The organism is Streptomyces sp. RK62, assembly GCF_018070255.1.
In the GTDB taxonomy this organism is placed as follows: Bacteria; Actinomycetota; Actinomycetes; order Streptomycetales; family Streptomycetaceae; genus Streptomyces; species Streptomyces nigra.
The window spans coordinates 177,827-193,855 of the sequence record NZ_JAGPYD010000007.1; the positions used below are offsets into that span (position 1 = coordinate 177,827).

The following is a 16,029-nucleotide window of genomic DNA, read 5'->3' on the forward strand; positions in this document are numbered from 1 at the left end:
CCATGACCTACCGCGTCTGCTTCGTCTGCACCGGCAACATCTGCCGCTCCCCGATGGCCGCGTCCGTCTTCCGGGCCCGGGTCGAGGAGGCCGGCCTCGACGGCCTGGTCGAGGTCGACAGCGCCGGCACCGGCGGCTGGCACGAGGGCGACCCGGCCGACCCGCGCACCGTCTCCGTCCTCGAGGAGCACGGCTACGACAGCGAGCACACGGCCCGGCAGTTCCGGACCTCCTGGTTCGAACGCGTCGACCTCGTGGTCGCCCTCGACGCGGGTCATATGAAGGCGCTGCGCCGGCTGGCCCCGACGGCGGACGACGTGGCGAAGGTCCGGCTGCTGCGTTCCTACGACCCCGCCGCGGGCGAGGACCTCGATGTGCCCGACCCCTACTACGGTGAGCGGGACGGCTTCGAGGAATGCCTCACGATGGTGGAGTCGGCGAGTACGGGCCTGCTCACAGCGGTCCGCGAAGAGGTGGAGGGCAGGACGGCATGAGCGGTACGCAGGGACAGGCACCGGTTCCGGGGGACGGCACGCGCGCGGTGCGGGCCGGGCTGCCGGAGCCGGTCAAGTACGAGCCGACCCTGCCGGGACCGGTCTTCGCCGCCCACTACCACCTGCCGGGCGAGCCCACGGGCGCGTACACCTACGGCCGGGACGAGAACCCGACCTGGACGCACCTGGAGCGGGCCATCGGCAGCCTGGAGGCGCCGGGGGAGGACGACGTCGAGACGCTCGTGTTCGCGTCCGGCATGGCCGCCATCTCCTCGGTGCTCTTCTCCCAGCTGCGGGCCGGTGACGCCGTGGTCCTGCCCAGCGACGGCTACCAGGTGTTCCCTTTGGTCCGCGAGCAGTTGGAGGCGTACGGCATCGAGGTGCGCACCGCGCCGACCGGCGGTGACGCGCAGCTCGGCGTCCTGGACGGCGCCCGGCTGCTGTGGATCGAGACGCCGTCCAACCCCGGCCTCGACGTGTGCGACATCCGGCGCCTCGTCGAGGAGGCGCACGCGCGCGGGGCGCTCGTCGCCGTCGACAACACCCTCGCCACCCCCCTCGGGCAGCGGCCGCTGGAGCTGGGCGCCGACTTCTCGGTGGCCAGCGGCACCAAGCAGCTGACCGGCCACGGCGATGTGCTGCTGGGCTATGTCACCGGCCGCGACCCGGAGGCCATGGCGGCCGTACGGCGCTGGCGCAAGATCGTCGGCGCGATCCCGGGGCCGATGGAGGCGTGGCTCGCCCATCGTTCCCTGGCGACGCTGCAGTTGCGGGTGGAGCGGCAGAACGCCACGGCGCTGGCCGTCGCCGAGGCGCTGCGGGACTGGCCGGAGGACCTCGCCGTGCGGTATCCGGGGCTCCCCAAGGACCCGTCGCACGCCGTCGCCGCGCGGCAGATGCGGCGGTTCGGCTGTGTCGTGTCCTTCACGCTGCCCTCGCGCACCCGTGCCGAGCGGTTCCTGGAGGCGCTGCGGCTCGTCGACGACGCCACCAGCTTCGGCGGTGTGCGCTCCTCGGCCGAGCGGCGCGGGCGCTGGGGCGGGGACGACGTACCGGAGGGCTTCATCCGGATGTCGGTCGGCGCCGAGGACCCGGAGGACCTGGTCACGGACGTCCTGCGGGCCCTGGAGGAATCGGCGCGGTGAGCTGCGCCGGGGGGGTCGGGCGGTCCGAGCCTCCCCCCTCGTGGCTCGGACCGCCCCGGTTCCCGGTTCTGCGCGCGAAGAACCGCGCGACCAAGGCTAGTTGACTGTCTGTCAGTGTCCAATCACAGTAGCGACAGAGACCTATCGACATATTTATAGTTGGGCCCTGCCCTGGGGGTGGGGAGAAGGGCGGGGAAGGGGAGGACGGTGGCATGGATCTGGCCTTGCTGCGCACTTTTGTGACCGTGCACCGGGCCGGTTCCTTCACCCGCGCCGCGGCACTGCTCGGGCTGTCCCAGCCGGCCGTGACCTCGCAGATCCGCACGCTGGAGCGCCAGTTGGGGCGCCCCCTGTTCCTCCGGCAGGCGCGCGGCGTGACCCCGACGACCATCGGCGACGAACTCGCCCACAAGGCGGCCCCCCATCTCGACGCCCTGGTGGAGATCACCGAGACCGGTCTCGACGACGAGTCCTCCTTACGGTCGCTGCATCTCGCCGGGCCTCCCGAGTTCACCGCCGAGCGCGCGCTGCCCGCCCTCACCGGCCTGACCGGCGACGACAACCAGGGTTTCGCCCTGCGCGCCTCCTTCGGCACCGCGGAGGAGACCCTCGAAGGGCTGGCCGCCGGACATCATGATCTGGCCATCACGACGGCCCGTCCGCGGGGCGCTCTGCTCACGGCGACTGCGCTCTGCGACGAGGAGCACGTCCTGGTCGCGGCTCCCCACTGGGTCGAGCGGATCGGCGCGGGTCATCTCCGCCACAAGGGCGCACACGCGCTGGAGGACGTCCCCGTCGTGGAGGTCCACGAGTCCCTGCCGTTCGTCTCCCGCTACTGGGCCTCCGTCTTCGACTCCCGTCCCGCCGCGCCCGGCACCGTGATCGTCCCGGATCTGCGCGCGGTCCTCGCCTGCGCGGTCGCGGGCGCCGGGCTGGCGGTGCTGCCGCGCTATCTCTGCGCGGACGCCCTCGACCGGGGCGAGGCCATCGCCCTGCACGATCCGCCGGTGCCACCCCTGCGGACGTACTTCCTGGTCGTCCGTACCGGCACCCTGGCCATGCCGCATATCGCACGGGCTCACGAGTGGCTGCTCCGCGCTGCGGCGGACTGGGCCTGACCTGGGCTTTTGCGGTGGTCACCCGGTGGGCGTGATCGGTGACACCCCGCGATGTTTCACGTGGAACCAGCCGGGCCACATTTCCTCCATGACCGTCCGACCCGTGGTCAAGCGGACCGCCCGCGCCGTTCTCCTGGACGGCGACGATCTGATCCTGATCAAGCGCACCAAGCCGGGCATGGATCCGTACTGGCTCACGCCCGGAGGCGGTGTCGAACCGACGGACTCCACCGTCGTCGACGCACTGCACCGCGAGGTGTACGAGGAACTGGGCGCCAAGATCACCGATGTGGTGCCCTGCTTCGTCGACACCGTCGAGCACATCGGTCACGACGAGGCCTCGACCGGAGTGAAGGTCCAGCACTTCTTCGTCTGCCATCTGGAGTCCATGGACCCCGCCCTGCGGCACGGCCCCGAGGTGGACGAGCCCATCGGCGAGTACGAGATCGTGCGCGTGCCCTTCAACAGGGTCGGGATCGCCTCCGTGCACCTGGTCCCGCTGTCGCTGCGGCACTACCTCGACGGGAACATCGAGGGCGTACGCGCCTTGCATGCTCCTGATCTGGGCTGACGCGAACGCTCGCGGTGTGCCCAAAAGCTCGTAAGCGTCACTCGAAATTGGTGGACGACCGGGTCACTTGTCAGACAGCCTGACGTGCGTGCCGACACCTTCCCTCGCCGCTCTGCCCATCCGCCGTCTCACACATCGCGACCTCGTCGCCTGTGCCGATCTGTCCGAGGACCGGGGCTGGCCCCGCGAGGAACACAAGTGGGGACTGCTGCTGACCGCCGGCCGTGGATACGGCATCGACGCACCCGACGGCGGCCTTGTCACCGCCTGTGTCGTCACCGAGTACGGACCACGGGACCGGCCCGACCTGGGGGCCATCGGCATGGTCCTGGTCGCCGAGCGGTACGCCCGCCAGGGCGTCGGCCGGCGTCTGATGCGCCATGTCGTCTCCGCGATGGGCACGACTCCCCTGACCCTGCACGCCACCCCGAACGGCCGCCCGCTCTACGAGGAGCTGGGCTTCAAGACCACGGGCCGGGCGGAGATGGTGAGCGGGCCCTTCACGCCGGGCGACTTCCGGCCCTCGGTTCCCACGCGCGCGGCGACGGCCGAGGACCTTCCGGCGATTCTGCGCCTGGACGAGGAGGTGTTCGGGGCGGATCGCACGCACATCATCACGCGGCTGCCCGCCTTCGCCGATCAGCTGCGGGTGGCCGAGGACGGCGGCCGGATCATCGGGTACGCGAGCGCCTGGCCGAACATGGCCACGCATGTGGTGGGCCCCCTGGTGGCCCGGGACACCGAGACGGCCCAGGCGCTGATCGCCTCCCTCGCCGCCCACACCGACCGTCCCCTGCGCACCGACATCGACGTACGCCACGAGGAGCTGCTGACCTGGGTGAAGCGGCACGGTCTGCGGTCCGTGGCCTTCAACGCGGTCATGACCTACGGCATCCCGGAGCTGCCCGGCGACTGGAGCCGGCGCTTCGCCCCGCTGACGGTGGCGGCCGGCTGAAGCAGCATGCCGAAGCGCCGGTTCCCCGCGGGAGGCCGGCGCTTCGTGCGTCCGCGTGCGCGTGCCGTCAGAGGACGGTGTCGATGGCCGTAGCCGCGAACTGGTGGTCCTGCTCGGGTGCGCCACCACCCACACCGATCGCCCCGATCAGCCGGCCGTCACGGTGGATCGGCAGACCGCCCGCGATGAACAGCAGCGGCCGGTCGAGCGCGGTCGGCAGGGTGTGGAAGGGGGCTCCGGGCTGGACGGCGTCCACGAGGTCGGCCGTGGGGGCGTTCAGCTGCAGCGCCGTGTAGGCCTTGCGGGTGCTGGTCTCGCCCGAGATCAGCACGGCGCGGTCGTCGCGGCGGAAGGCGAGCAGATGGCCTCCGGCGTCCAGGACGGTGATGCTGACCGACACTCCAGCCGCCTCGGCGGCGCGCTGGGCGGCGACGACGAGGGCGTCGGCGTCCTGGCTGGTCAGAGGGGTGACTGCGGTCGCGGTGGTCATGGGTTCTCCTTGTGTTGCGGTACTGCGGGGGAACTGCGAGGGGATTGGTCGGGGTGGCCCGGGGGTGCGGGGGCGGCCCTGACCCCGCACCCGGATCGGCTCAGTGGTGGACGACCCGGATCGGCTCAGTGGTCGACGACCCGGATCGGCTCAGTGCTGGACGGCGGCTTCCGGCTCTACGGCGGCGTGGCGGCCCCTGACGGCGGTGTCCGCAGCGGTCTTGCCACGGCGCTCCAGCGCGGCCGAGAGGAAGGCGAGCAGCAGCGCGGCCGCGGCGAGGGCGGCGCCGACCCAGTTGGGGGAGGTGTAGCCGAAGCCGGCGGCGATGACGATGCCGCCGAGCCAGGCGGAGAGGGCGTTGCCGAGGTTGAAGGCGCCGATGTTCACGGCCGAGGCCAGCGTCGGGGCGCCGTGCGCCTGGTCGAGGACGCGCTTCTGCAGCGGGGGCACGGTGGCGAAGCCCAGGGCACCGATCAGGGCGATGCTGATCGCCGCGAGGATCTTGTTGTGCGCGGTGACCGTGAACAGTGCGAGCACGACGGCGAGGGCGCCGAGGGACACGTACAGCATGGGCATCAGCGCGCGGTCGGCGTACTTGCCGCCGATCAGGTTGCCGCCGACCATGCCGAGGCCGAACAGGACCAGCAGCCAGGTCACGGAGCCGTCGGCGAAGCCGGCGACGTTCGTCATCATCGGCGCGATGTAGGTGATGGCCGCGAAGACGCCGCCGAAGCCGAGGACCGTCATCGCCATAGCGAGCAGCACCTGGGCGTTCTTGAAAGCGGCCAGCTCGTGGCGCAGCCGTACGCCCTGCGGCTTGGGCATGTCGGGGACCAGCTTGGCGATACCGGCGAGGCCGATCAGTCCGAGCAGGGCGACGATCATGAAGGTGATCCGCCAGCCCGCGGCCTGTCCGACGAACGTGCCCAGCGGGACGCCGACGACGTTGGCGACGGTCAGACCCGTGAACATCATCGCGATGGCGCCGGCCTTCTTGTCGGGGGCGACCAGATCGGCCGCGACGACCGAGCCGATGCCGAAGAAGGCGCCGTGGGCGAGTGAGGCGACCACGCGGCCGATCAGCATGACGGTGAAGGAGGGGGCGATGGCGGAGAGCAGGTTGCCGGCGACGAAGAGTCCCATCAGCAGCATCAGCATCCGCTTGCGCGTGACCTTGGTGCCGAGCACGGTCATCAGCGGAGCGCCGAGGACCACACCCAGGGCGTAGCCGGTCACCAGCAGTCCGGCGGTGGGGATGGAGACCCCGAAGTCACCCGCGACCTCGGGCAGCAAGCCCATGATCACGAACTCGGTCGTCCCGATTCCGAAGGCCCCGATCGCGAGGGCCAGTAGCGCGAGAGGCATGAAGGGGTACCTTCCCGAACGATTGCAGGTGCGCTTTACGAGTGATGACAATACTTGCAGACGCGCTTTAATTGCAAGCGCGGTCTATTGCAGGCGTGCTCTACTCTGGTTTCAGCCCACCCCGGGAGGACATGCCATGACAGCGACGGATCCCGCACTCACCGCCCTCGCCCAGGGCTGGTGCGCCCTCTCCCTGCTGCACGGCAGGATCGAGGCCCACATCGAACGCGCCCTGCAGACCCACCACGACCTCAGCGTCCGCGAGTACTCCCTGCTCGACGTCCTCAGCCGCCAGCACAACGGCGAAGGCGGCCACCTGCAGATGAAACAGGTCGCCGACGCCGTCGTCCTCAGCCAGAGCGCCACCACCCGCCTCGTCACCCGCCTCGAGGACCGCGGCCTGCTCTCCCGCTACCTCTGCCCCACCGACCGACGCGGCATCTACACCGACGTCACCGACGCCGGACTCACCCTCCTCGCCGAAGCCCGCCCCACCAACGACAAGGCGCTTCGCGAAGCCCTCGACGAAGCCGCCCGCAACCCCGAACTCGCCCCCCTCGTGCGCGTGGTGGAGTCGCTTCCGGCCTCCGCATAGGGTGCGGGAATGGGAGATCTTGAGATACGGCCCGCGGTCGCCGAGGACGTCCCCGCCATCGTCGGCATGCTCGCCGACGATCCGCTGGGCGCCCAGCGGGAGTCACCCGACGATCTGACGCCCTACCTGGCCGCTCTGGAGCGCCTCCAGGGTGATCCTCACCAGCATGTGGTCGTGGCCGTCCGGGAAGGCCGCGTCGTCGGCACACTGCAGCTCACGATCGTTCCGGGCCTCTCGCGGCGCGGCGCCACGCGCTCGATCATCGAAGGGGTCCGCATCCACGCCGACGAGCGTGGGAGCGGCCTGGGCACCCGGCTCATCGAGTGGGCGGTGGACGAGTCCCGGCGCCAGGAGTGCCACCTCGTACAACTGACGTCCGACAAGACCCGCACGGACGCGCACCGCTTCTATGAGCGGCTCGGGTTCACCGCGTCGCATACGGGCTTCAAACTGCAGCTCTGACGGCGTTGTGGAGCCGCCGGTCGGGGAGCGCCTGTTTCACGTGAAACAGGCGCTCCCCTGGCCCCGCTCTCCGGCCCTCAGAAGGTGCCCGTCAGAGGGAGTTCATCCCCCGCCAGCCCTCGGGCTCGACACCGCCCGGCACAGCCGCCCCCTCGTCGTACGGCTGCCGGGTGAAGACGAAGGACCCGAGGTCCAGATGGTCCACGGTCCCGTCCGGCCGTCGTACGACCTTCAGCAGCTCTCCGGCGTAGTAGCCCTCCAGCCCCGTCCAGGTGCCGTCGCCGTTGGCCCGGAACCGTGACCCGCGCCCCTTCCCGGACAGCGGCTCCAGCGTGACCATCCCCTCGGAAGTGAGGCGCAGCCCGAAGGCGTACGTCCCCCAGTACCAGGGCCCCGTCAGCTCCAGCACGGCCGGATCGACGTCCGGCATCGGACGCCACGGCTCGGGAAAGCGCGGCTCGGCCTCGGCGACGATACGGACGAGATCCGCGGCGATCGTGAACGGCAGCGGACCGGACGTGCAGTTGGCCAGGACCACCGCCGCCACGTCGTCGTCCAGGCTCATCGTGAGGCAGGCGACAAAGCCCGGCAGGGACCCCGTGTGCCCGACGAGCGTCCTGCCGTCCTGGTGCCGCATCTCCAGGCCGAGGCAGTAGGCGTAGCCGCCCGCCACATCCGCCGCCTCCTGCGGGGCCGCGGGCGTCCGCATCTCCCGCAGGCTGCCGGCACCCAGAACCCGGTCGTCCCCGTTGGCCAAGAACGCCGCGAACCGCGCCAGATCACCGGTCGTCGACCACAACTGTCCGGCGGGAGCCATCCTGCCCAGGTCCTCGGCCGGTTCGGGAAGCATCACATCGGCCCAGGGGTGCACCGCCCAGCCCCCGGCGTGCGGCGCGCTCGGTCGGGTGTCGGTGCGCTCGAGTCCAAGGGGTTCGAGCACCTCCCTGCGCAGCACATCCGCCCAAGGCGCCCCACGCAGCTTCTCGACCAGCGCGCCGAGCACGGTGTAGCCGGGGTTCGAGTAGTGGAACCGGCGCCCGGACGGATGCAGGAGCGGCTGCTCGCCCAGGACATCCGCGAGCTCGGGCCGCAACGCCCCGGAGGTCCGCTCCCACCAGGGCCCGGGCGACTCCGCCGCCAGCCCGCTGCTGTGCGCGAGCAACTGGGCGATGGTGACCTCCCCCACGTCAGTCCCCGGCAGATGCTTCTCCAAGGGATCACCGAGGTCGATGAGCCCCTCGTCCCGCAGGCGCAGCACCAGCACGGCCGTGAACGTCTTGGTGATCGAACCGATCCTGTACTGCACGTTCTCGTCCGGCCCGTGCCCGTCGATCGAGGTACGCGAGCCGTGCCACACCGCCCGCCCACCCCGCACAACGGCCGCGACCAACGAGGGCGCCCGCCCCTCGGCCTGCGCCACGGCGATCCGGTGCGACAACGCCCGCCGCGTACCCGGCAGAAGCTCTTCCTGAGATGTCGTCATCCCCCCAGTCCACCCCGCCGACGGCACCCGGGTCGAGCGCATTACCCCGAGCCGACCCGACGGTCATCGACCTCCACCTCCAGCTCAGGCCAGGCCGTGCTCAGCCGGGAGAGGCCCCGGCCCACGGGCAACGGGGTGTCGGTCCCCCGCCCGTCGTCCCCCACGGACACGGAACCGTCGGAATGAAGCGCGACGACACATCGCCCCTCGTAATTCTGCCGGCGCCGGGGCCGATGCCCGGTTTCCCGTCAGGTCTGTGCCATGTCCACGAAGCGGGAGTAGTGGCCCTGGAAGGCCACGGTGATCGTCGCCGTCGGGCCGTTACGGTGCTTGCCCACGATGATGTCCGCCTCGCCCGCGCGCGGTGACTCCTTCTCGTAGGCGTCCTCCCGGTGCAGCAGGATGACCATGTCGGCGTCCTGCTCGATGGAGCCGGACTCACGCAGGTCGGACACCATCGGCTTCTTGTCGGTGCGCTGCTCGGGACCACGGTTGAGCTGCGAGAGCGCGATGACCGGGACCTCGAGCTCCTTGGCGAGGAGCTTGAGGTTACGGGACATGTCCGAGACCTCCTGCTGACGGCTCTCGGAGCGCTTGGAACCGCCGGACTGCATCAGCTGGAGGTAGTCGATGATCACAAGCTTGATGTCATTGCGCTGCTTCAGGCGCCGGCACTTCGCGCGGATCTCCATCATCGACAGGTTCGGGGAGTCGTCGATGTAGAGCGGCGCCGCCGAGACCTCGGGCATCCGCCGGGCCAGCCGCGTCCAGTCCTCGTCCGTCATCGTGCCGGAACGCATGTGGTGCAGGGCCACCCGCGCCTCGGCCGAGAGCAGACGCATCGCGATCTCGTTGCGCCCCATCTCCAGGGAGAAGATGACGCTCGCCAGATTGTGCTTGATGGACGCCGCGCGCGCGAAGTCGAGTGCGAGCGTGGACTTACCCATGGCGGGACGGGCCGCGATGACGACCATCTGGCCCGGGTGGAGCCCGTTGGTGAGCGAGTCGAGGTCGGTGAACCCGGTGGGGACACCCGTCATCTCTCCAGTTCGGGAGCCGATCGCCTCGATCTCGTCGAGGGCGCCCTCCATGATGTCGCCGAGCGGCAGGTAATCCTCGCTGGTGCGCTGCTCGGTGACCGCGTAGATCTCCGCCTGGGCACGGTTGACGATCTCGTCGACGTCGTCGTCGGCCGCGTATCCCATCTGCGTGATGCGCGTACCGGCCTCGACCAGGCGGCGCAGGACGGCCCGCTCGTGGACGATCTCCGCGTAGTACTCGGCGTTCGCCGCCGTCGGCACCGTCTGGACGAGGGTGTGCAGATAGGCGGCACCGCCGACCTTGTTGATCTCACCGCGCTTGGTCAGCTCGGCGGCGATGGTGATCGGGTCGGCCGGCTCACCCTTGGCGTAGACGTCGAGGATCGCCTGGAAGATCGTCTCGTGCGCGGGCTTGTAGAAGTCGTGACCCTTGATGACCTCGACGACATCGGCGATGGCGTCCTTCGAGAGCAGCATGCCGCCGAGGACGGACTGCTCGGCGTCGAGATCCTGGGGCGGGACCCGTTCGAAGGGCGTGCCTCCGCCGTCCCACTCCCCGGTGTCTCTGCCCCGGTCATGCTGCTCGTCACGGCCACGGATGCCGTCGCTGCGCCGGCGGGAGGCGGGGAGACGATCCCCAGGACCGCTGTCGGCCCACGGGTCGTCCAAGGGCTCGGAAATACTCACCGAGCCACCTCCTCCCGTCCGCCGAGCGGACCTCGCATGCCCCTAGTTCTACGGCACGCCACTGACAATCGAGAGGCCCACCTCCGGTTCTGTCACGTCGGTTTCTGCGACGGTTTTCCAGCCGTCGGACGGAGTGGGCGCCGGACCACGGTAGAGGTGCGGAGGGCGTCAGCCAATCTGGTTATCCACAGGCCATGTGGACGACGGGCCAGATGCTGTGGAGAACCCCGCGAAACCTGTGCACGACACGGTGGACAGCCCTGTGAACAAGACTGCAACCTTCCCCACACCACACGCCTGACCTGCGTGTTTACCGTCCACCGGCTGTGCAGAAGAAAAAGTTTCCCGGTCGGACCAAGTTCCCTTCGAACGGTGCGCGACGCCACACACGACCAGACGCTTCGTAAGGGTCACTTAGAGATTGCATCACTTACCTGTGGACGATTACATTGATGCCCATGACACAGGCCTCCGCGACCCCCAAGGCTGCCCGACGACAGCACGACCGAGAGATCGTCGCCCTGGCCGTTCCAGCCTTCGGCGCCCTGGTCGCCGAGCCTCTCTTCGTCATGGCCGACAGTGCGATCATCGGCCATCTCGGCACCGCGCAGCTCGCCGGTCTCGGCGTCGCCTCGGCCCTCCTCATGACCGCCGTCAGCGTGTTCGTCTTCCTCGCCTACGCCACCACGGCGGCCGTCGCCCGCCGCGTCGGCGCCGGTGATCTGCCGTCCGCCATCCGCCAGGGCATGGACGGCATCTGGCTGGCCCTCCTCCTAGGCGCCGCCGTCATCGCCGTCGTCCTGCCCGCAGCACCGTTCCTCGTCGAACTCTTCGGCGCCTCCGACACCGCCGCCCCCTACGCGATCACCTATCTGCGGATCTCGGCGCTCGGCATCCCCGCGATGCTGGTCGTCCTCGCCGCGACCGGAGTGCTGCGCGGGCTCCAGGACACCCGGACCCCTCTCTATGTCGCCGTCGGCGGCTTCATCGCCAACGCCGTGCTCAACGTCGGCCTGGTCTACGGCGCCGACCTCGGCATCGCCGGCTCCGCCTGGGGAACCGTCCTGGCGCAGTGCGCGATGGCCGCTGTCTACCTCCTGGTCGTGATCCGTGGAGCCCGTGCACACGGAGCCTCCCTGCGCCCGGACGCGGCCGGCATACGGGCTTCAGCACAGGCGGGAGTACCACTGCTGGTCCGCACGCTGTCGCTGCGGACCATTCTGATGATCGCGACGGCCGTCGCGGCCCGGCTGGGAGACGCCGATGTCGCCGCTCACCAGATCATCCTGTCGTTGTGGAGCCTGCTCGCCTTCGCGCTCGATGCCATCGCCATCGCCGGTCAGGCGATCATCGGCCGGTATCTGGGGGCCAATGACGCCGCCGGCGCCCGAGCCGTCTGCCGCCGCATGGTCGAGTGGGGCATCGCCTCCGGTATCGGCCTCGGGGTGCTCGTGGTGGTCGCACGGCCACTGTTCCTGCCCCTGTTCACCAGCGACAGCGCGGTCCAGGACACCGCGCTGCCTGCACTGCTCGTGGTGGCGTTGTCCCAGCCGATCTGCGGTGTGGTCTTCGTCCTCGACGGTGTTCTGATGGGAGCCGGTGACGGCCCCTATCTCGCCTGGGCGATGGTGGCCACGCTGGCCGTCTTCACACCCGTCGCCCTGCTCGTCCCCGTCCTTGGAGGCGGCCTGACCGGCGTCTGGGCGGCCATGACGCTGATGATGACGGTTCGCATGCTGACGCTCTGGCTACGGGCCCGCTCAGGTCGCTGGGTCGTCACGGGCGCGACGCGCTGACGGTTTCACGTGAAACGGCGTGTTTCACGTGAAACGAACCGGCCGAACTCAAAGCGAACCCAGCCCAGCTCACGGAGAAGGGGCCGTACCCGGGCGGGTACGGCCCCTTCTCTCAGCTGATCAAGCCGAGTGCGGCAATCAGGCCGCGACGACCTCGATGTTGACCTTGGCGGCAACCTCGGGGTGCAGACGCACGGACGTCTCGTGGGCGCCCAGCGTCTTGATCGGCGTGCCGAGCTCGATGCGGCGCTTGTCGACCTCGGGGCCACCGGCGGCCTTGATCGCCGAAGCGACGTCAGCCGGGGTGACGGAGCCGAAGAGTCGACCGGCGTCGCCGGAGCGGACGGCCAGACGGACCTTGACGCCCTCGAGCTGGGCCTTCACAGCGTTGGCCTGCTCGATGGTCTGGATCTCGTGGATCTTGCGAGCACGACGGATCTGCTCGACGTCCTTCTCGCCACCCTTGGTCCAGCGGATAGCGAACTTCCGCGGGATCAGGTAGTTGCGAGCGTAACCGTCCTTGACGTCGACGACGTCGCCCGCGGCACCGAGGCCGGAGACCTCGTGGGTGAGGATGATCTTCATGTGTCGGTCACCCTTCCCTTATCGCGCGGTGGACGTGTAGGGCAGCAGCGCCATCTCACGGCTGTTCTTCACGGCCGTGGCGACGTCACGCTGGTGCTGCGTGCAGTTGCCGGTCACGCGGCGGGCACGGATCTTGCCGCGGTCGGAAATGAACTTCCGCAGCATGTTCGTGTCCTTGTAGTCCACGTACGTGACCTTGTCCTTGCAGAAAGCGCAGACCTTCTTCTTCGGCTTGCGCACAGGCGGCTTCGCCATGGTGTATCTCCTGTGTGATCAAGAAGTGTGGGGTACGACCCACCCCTGACCCGAAGGTCTAGAAGGGGGGCTCGTCCGAGTAGCCGCCGCCACCGCCGGCGCCGCCGGAGTTTCCACCCCAGCCGCCACCGCCCTGGTTGCCACCGGCGGGAGCACCGGTCGCCCACGGGTCGTCGGCAGGAGCGCCGCCACCCTGCTGGCCGCCGCCGGGGCCACCGCCCCAGCCGCCGGCCTGGCCGCCGCCACCGCCGCCGCCGTAACCGCCCTGGCCACCGCGGGCGCCACCACCGGAGGTCTTGGTGACCTTGGCCGTGGCGTTACGCAGGCTGGCGCCGACTTCCTCGACGTCCAGTTCGTAGACCGTGCGCTTGACACCCTCACGGTCCTCATAGGACCGCTGCTTCAGCCGGCCCTGCACGATGACGCGCATGCCTCGCTGGAGCGACTCGGCGACGTTCTCCGCCGCCTGACGCCAGACCGAGCAGGTCAGGAACAGGCTCTCGCCGTCCTTCCACTCATTGGTCTGACGGTCGAAGGTGCGGGGGGTGGACGCGACACGGAACTTCGCGACCGCCGCACCGGACGGGGTGAAGCGCAGCTCGGGGTCGTCGACAAGATTGCCGACCACCGTGATGACGGTCTCGCCTGCCATGGGGGAACCTCTCGGCGGGTTTGCTCTGGCTGCTTGCTACTCGAATCCCGAAATCAGCTGAGCGGAGCTCAGTGGGTCTCGGGGCGGAGGACCTTGGTCCGGAGGACCGACTCGTTCAGGTTCATCTGGCGGTCGAGCTCCTTGACGACCGCAGGCTCGGCCTGCAGGTCGATGACCGAGTAGATGCCCTCGGGCTTCTTCTTGATCTCGTACGAGAGACGACGACGGCCCCAGGTGTCGACCTTCTCGACCTTGCCGTTGCCCTCACGGACGACGGAGAGGAAGTTCTCGATCAGGGGGGCGACAGCGCGCTCCTCCAGATCGGGGTCGAGGATGACCATCACCTCGTAGTGACGCATGTGGAACCCACCTCCTTTGGACTCAGCGGCCACGGTCGTTCCGTGGCAGGAGGGTTGTGATGCGTACGCAACGGTATCGGCCGCCACTGACAATCGGGGGTGACCTTGCGGTTCTCCCGAGGCCGGGCAGACACCGGTGCAGACGGTACACACTACCTGCACACCGGCTTCCGGTTGAAATCCGGCCGCCGTCGCCCACAATCTGTACACATCGGGTGTGTATGGCGCTACGATGCGCCGCTTTTCGCAGGAGGTGCCCTATGGCACAGGCATTGCGACCCAACACCGCCGGAGGCCTTCTCGCCACGGACGGGAAGGCTCATCCCCTCCAGGACACCCTGCTCGTGGTGACCCTGGTGCTCGGTATCACGTCCTTCGTCACGGCCCAGTTCCACAACCTGCACCTGCTCAGCTCCTGGACCGGACTGATCGGCATCGCCACCGGTGCCTACGGCCAGTGGATCTCGGAGACGACCCGTGAACGCTTCGGCCTGATCGTGGGCCTCGGCGCCTCGGGAGTCGGCTTCTTCCTCGGCATGGCACACGGCGGGCTCTTCGGCGGCGTCTGACGCACCTGGGACGCCCTCCTCGAACCGGTGGCCGGGAGGCCGGCCACCGGACATCGCCACAACACCGCATAGAACACCCAACGGACGCCCCGGAGGCACCCGGAGCCGGGGCGGAGCTTTCGTACGCCCGGTCGAGGCGCTTCCCGGGCGCAGTAGGCTTCGGCGCTAGAGCCGGAGCCCCTGTTCCCATGGGGACACACCAGCCCGAGGAGCGCCCCGAATGAGCCTGACCCTGAGGACGATCAGTCGCGAGCAGCATCTGGCATACATCCAGAGCCTGCCGTCGGCGAGCCACATGCAGGTTCCGGCCTGGGCTGACGTCAAGGCGGAATGGCGCTCGGAGAGCCTCGGCTGGTTCGACGGCAGCGGCGAGCTGGTCGGCGCGGGTCTCGTCCTCTACCGCCAGCTCCCCAAGATCAAGCGCTACCTCGCCTATCTGCCCGAGGGCCCGGTCATCAACTGGTTCTCGCCGAACCTGACCGAGTGGCTGGAGCCGATGCTGGCGCACCTGAAGCAGCAGGGCGCCTTCTCCGTGAAGATGGGCCCGCCGGTGATCATCCGGCGCTGGGACGCGAACTCCATCAAGCAGGGCATCCAGAACCCGGACGTGAAGCGCCTGCGGGACATCGAGGCCGACTTCATCGAGCCGCGCGCCTTCGAGGTCGCCGACAAGCTGCGCCGTATGGGCTGGCAGCAGGGCGAGGACGGCGGGGCCGGCTTCGGCGACGTCCAGCCGCGCTATGTCTTCCAGGTGCCGCTGGCCAACCGCTCGCTCGAAGAGGTCCACAAGAACTTCAACCAGCTGTGGCGCCGCAACATCAAGAAGGCCGAGAAGGCCGGCGTCGAGGTCGTCCAGGGCGGCTACCAGGACCTGGAGGAGTGGCAGCGGCTGTACGAGATCACGGCCGTGCGCGACCACTTCCGGCCGCGCCCGCTGTCGTACTTCCAGCGCATGTGGACGGCCCTCAACACCGAGGACCCCAACCGCATGCGGCTGTACTTCGCACGCCACAACGGCGTGAACCTGTCCGCGGCGACGATGCTCATCGTCGGCGGCCACGTCTGGTACTCCTACGGCGCCTCCGACAACATCGGCCGTGAGGTCCGGCCCTCGAACGCGATGCAGTGGCGGATGCTGCGCGACGCCTACGCGCTCGGCGCCACCGTCTACGACCTGCGCGGCATCTCCGACTCGCTGGACGAGACCGACCACCTCTTCGGTCTGATCCAGTTCAAGGTCGGCACCGGCGGTCAGGCCGCCGAGTACCTCGGCGAGTGGGACTTCCCGCTGAACAAGCTGCTGCACAAGGCGCTCGACATCTACATGTCGCGTCGCTGACCTCGCGGTCACTGCTTCGATACCGTCAGTACCCGCACCGTCGATAGCTTCCATACCTCTGATACACCG

The 16,029-nt window shown here is 69.3% G+C and carries 18 protein-coding genes; 10 read left to right on the top strand and 8 right to left on the bottom strand.

Annotated features, from left to right (window positions below):
• Positions 1-2: 2 nt before the first annotated feature.
• From KBY32_RS15395 to KBY32_RS15415, 5 genes are all read left to right on the top strand, one after another.
• On the top strand, positions 3-494 hold the full coding sequence (locus KBY32_RS15395) for a low molecular weight protein-tyrosine-phosphatase (protein ID WP_115504392.1): 492 nt from the start codon (positions 3-5) through the stop codon (positions 492-494).
• Entirely contained in the window at positions 491-1,639 is a 1,149-nt protein-coding gene (locus KBY32_RS15400; RefSeq protein ID WP_210980444.1) for a cystathionine gamma-lyase, read from the top strand. The genes KBY32_RS15395 and KBY32_RS15400 overlap by 4 nt, the downstream gene beginning before the upstream one ends.
• Before the next feature lie 212 nt (positions 1,640-1,851).
• Complete coding sequence (locus tag KBY32_RS15405) at positions 1,852-2,757, top strand: LysR family transcriptional regulator (RefSeq protein ID WP_210980445.1); 906 nt, start codon at positions 1,852-1,854, stop codon at positions 2,755-2,757.
• 88 nt (positions 2,758-2,845) lie between these two features.
• Positions 2,846-3,328: an NUDIX domain-containing protein gene (locus KBY32_RS15410; protein WP_055621025.1), complete on the top strand. Its 483-nt coding sequence runs from the start codon at positions 2,846-2,848 to the stop codon at positions 3,326-3,328.
• Between the two features lie 88 nt (positions 3,329-3,416).
• Entirely contained in the window at positions 3,417-4,283 is an 867-nt protein-coding gene (locus tag KBY32_RS15415) for a GNAT family N-acetyltransferase (protein ID WP_210980446.1), read from the top strand.
• Positions 4,284-4,350: 67 nt separating this feature from the next.
• On the opposite strand, the gene KBY32_RS15420 is transcribed toward KBY32_RS15415, so the two are convergent.
• Both KBY32_RS15420 and KBY32_RS15425 read right to left on the bottom strand, forming a co-directional pair.
• Positions 4,351-4,773 (bottom strand): heme-binding protein, encoded by a 423-nt coding sequence (locus KBY32_RS15420; RefSeq protein WP_055621027.1) that lies wholly within the window; start codon positions 4,771-4,773, stop codon positions 4,351-4,353.
• A 150-nt stretch (positions 4,774-4,923) separates the two neighbouring features.
• On the bottom strand, positions 4,924-6,138 hold the full coding sequence (locus tag KBY32_RS15425; RefSeq protein WP_210980447.1) for an MFS transporter: 1,215 nt from the start codon (positions 6,136-6,138) through the stop codon (positions 4,924-4,926).
• Positions 6,139-6,274: 136 nt separating this feature from the next.
• On the opposite strand from KBY32_RS15425, the gene KBY32_RS15430 reads away from it, so the two are divergent.
• Entirely contained in the window at positions 6,275-6,733 is a 459-nt protein-coding gene (locus tag KBY32_RS15430) for a MarR family winged helix-turn-helix transcriptional regulator (protein ID WP_055621029.1), read from the top strand.
• Between the two features lie 9 nt (positions 6,734-6,742).
• Entirely contained in the window at positions 6,743-7,195 is a 453-nt protein-coding gene (locus KBY32_RS15435) for a GNAT family N-acetyltransferase (RefSeq protein ID WP_210980448.1), read from the top strand.
• Between the two features lie 91 nt (positions 7,196-7,286).
• Here KBY32_RS15435 and KBY32_RS15440 read toward each other — a convergent pair whose 3' ends face one another.
• Together KBY32_RS15440 and dnaB are read right to left on the bottom strand one after the other, a co-directional pair.
• Complete coding sequence (locus tag KBY32_RS15440) at positions 7,287-8,678, bottom strand: serine hydrolase (protein ID WP_210980449.1); 1,392 nt, start codon at positions 8,676-8,678, stop codon at positions 7,287-7,289.
• Between the two features lie 248 nt (positions 8,679-8,926).
• Positions 8,927-10,405, bottom strand: a complete 1,479-nt coding sequence (dnaB, locus tag KBY32_RS15445; RefSeq protein WP_055621032.1) for a replicative DNA helicase — start codon at positions 10,403-10,405, stop codon at positions 8,927-8,929.
• Between the two features lie 458 nt (positions 10,406-10,863).
• Here dnaB and KBY32_RS15450 point away from each other — a divergent pair, with 458 nt between their 5' ends.
• Positions 10,864-12,201, top strand: a complete 1,338-nt coding sequence (locus KBY32_RS15450; protein WP_210980450.1) for an MATE family efflux transporter — start codon at positions 10,864-10,866, stop codon at positions 12,199-12,201.
• A gap of 138 nt (positions 12,202-12,339) precedes the next feature.
• On the opposite strand, the gene rplI is transcribed toward KBY32_RS15450, so the two are convergent.
• The 4 genes from rplI to rpsF all read right to left on the bottom strand — a co-directional run bounded on the left by rplI (position 12,340) and on the right by rpsF (position 14,052).
• Complete coding sequence (gene rplI / locus KBY32_RS15455) at positions 12,340-12,786, bottom strand: 50S ribosomal protein L9 (RefSeq protein ID WP_055621034.1); 447 nt, start codon at positions 12,784-12,786, stop codon at positions 12,340-12,342.
• Between the two features lie 18 nt (positions 12,787-12,804).
• Complete coding sequence (gene rpsR / locus KBY32_RS15460; RefSeq protein WP_003949403.1) at positions 12,805-13,041, bottom strand: 30S ribosomal protein S18; 237 nt, start codon at positions 13,039-13,041, stop codon at positions 12,805-12,807.
• A 58-nt stretch (positions 13,042-13,099) separates the two neighbouring features.
• Positions 13,100-13,693: a single-stranded DNA-binding protein gene (locus KBY32_RS15465; protein ID WP_210980451.1), complete on the bottom strand. Its 594-nt coding sequence runs from the start codon at positions 13,691-13,693 to the stop codon at positions 13,100-13,102.
• 68 nt (positions 13,694-13,761) lie between these two features.
• A complete protein-coding gene (gene rpsF / locus KBY32_RS15470) occupies positions 13,762-14,052 on the bottom strand; it encodes a 30S ribosomal protein S6 (protein ID WP_005482942.1) in 291 nt (96 codons plus the stop codon).
• Between the two features lie 260 nt (positions 14,053-14,312).
• Here rpsF and KBY32_RS15475 point away from each other — a divergent pair, with 260 nt between their 5' ends.
• Positions 14,313-14,621 (top strand): hypothetical protein, encoded by a 309-nt coding sequence (locus tag KBY32_RS15475; RefSeq protein ID WP_055621036.1) that lies wholly within the window; start codon positions 14,313-14,315, stop codon positions 14,619-14,621.
• A 220-nt stretch (positions 14,622-14,841) separates the two neighbouring features.
• A complete protein-coding gene (femX, locus tag KBY32_RS15480) occupies positions 14,842-15,960 on the top strand; it encodes a peptidoglycan bridge formation glycyltransferase FemX (RefSeq protein WP_055621037.1) in 1,119 nt (372 codons plus the stop codon).
• Positions 15,961-16,029 lie beyond the last annotated feature (69 nt).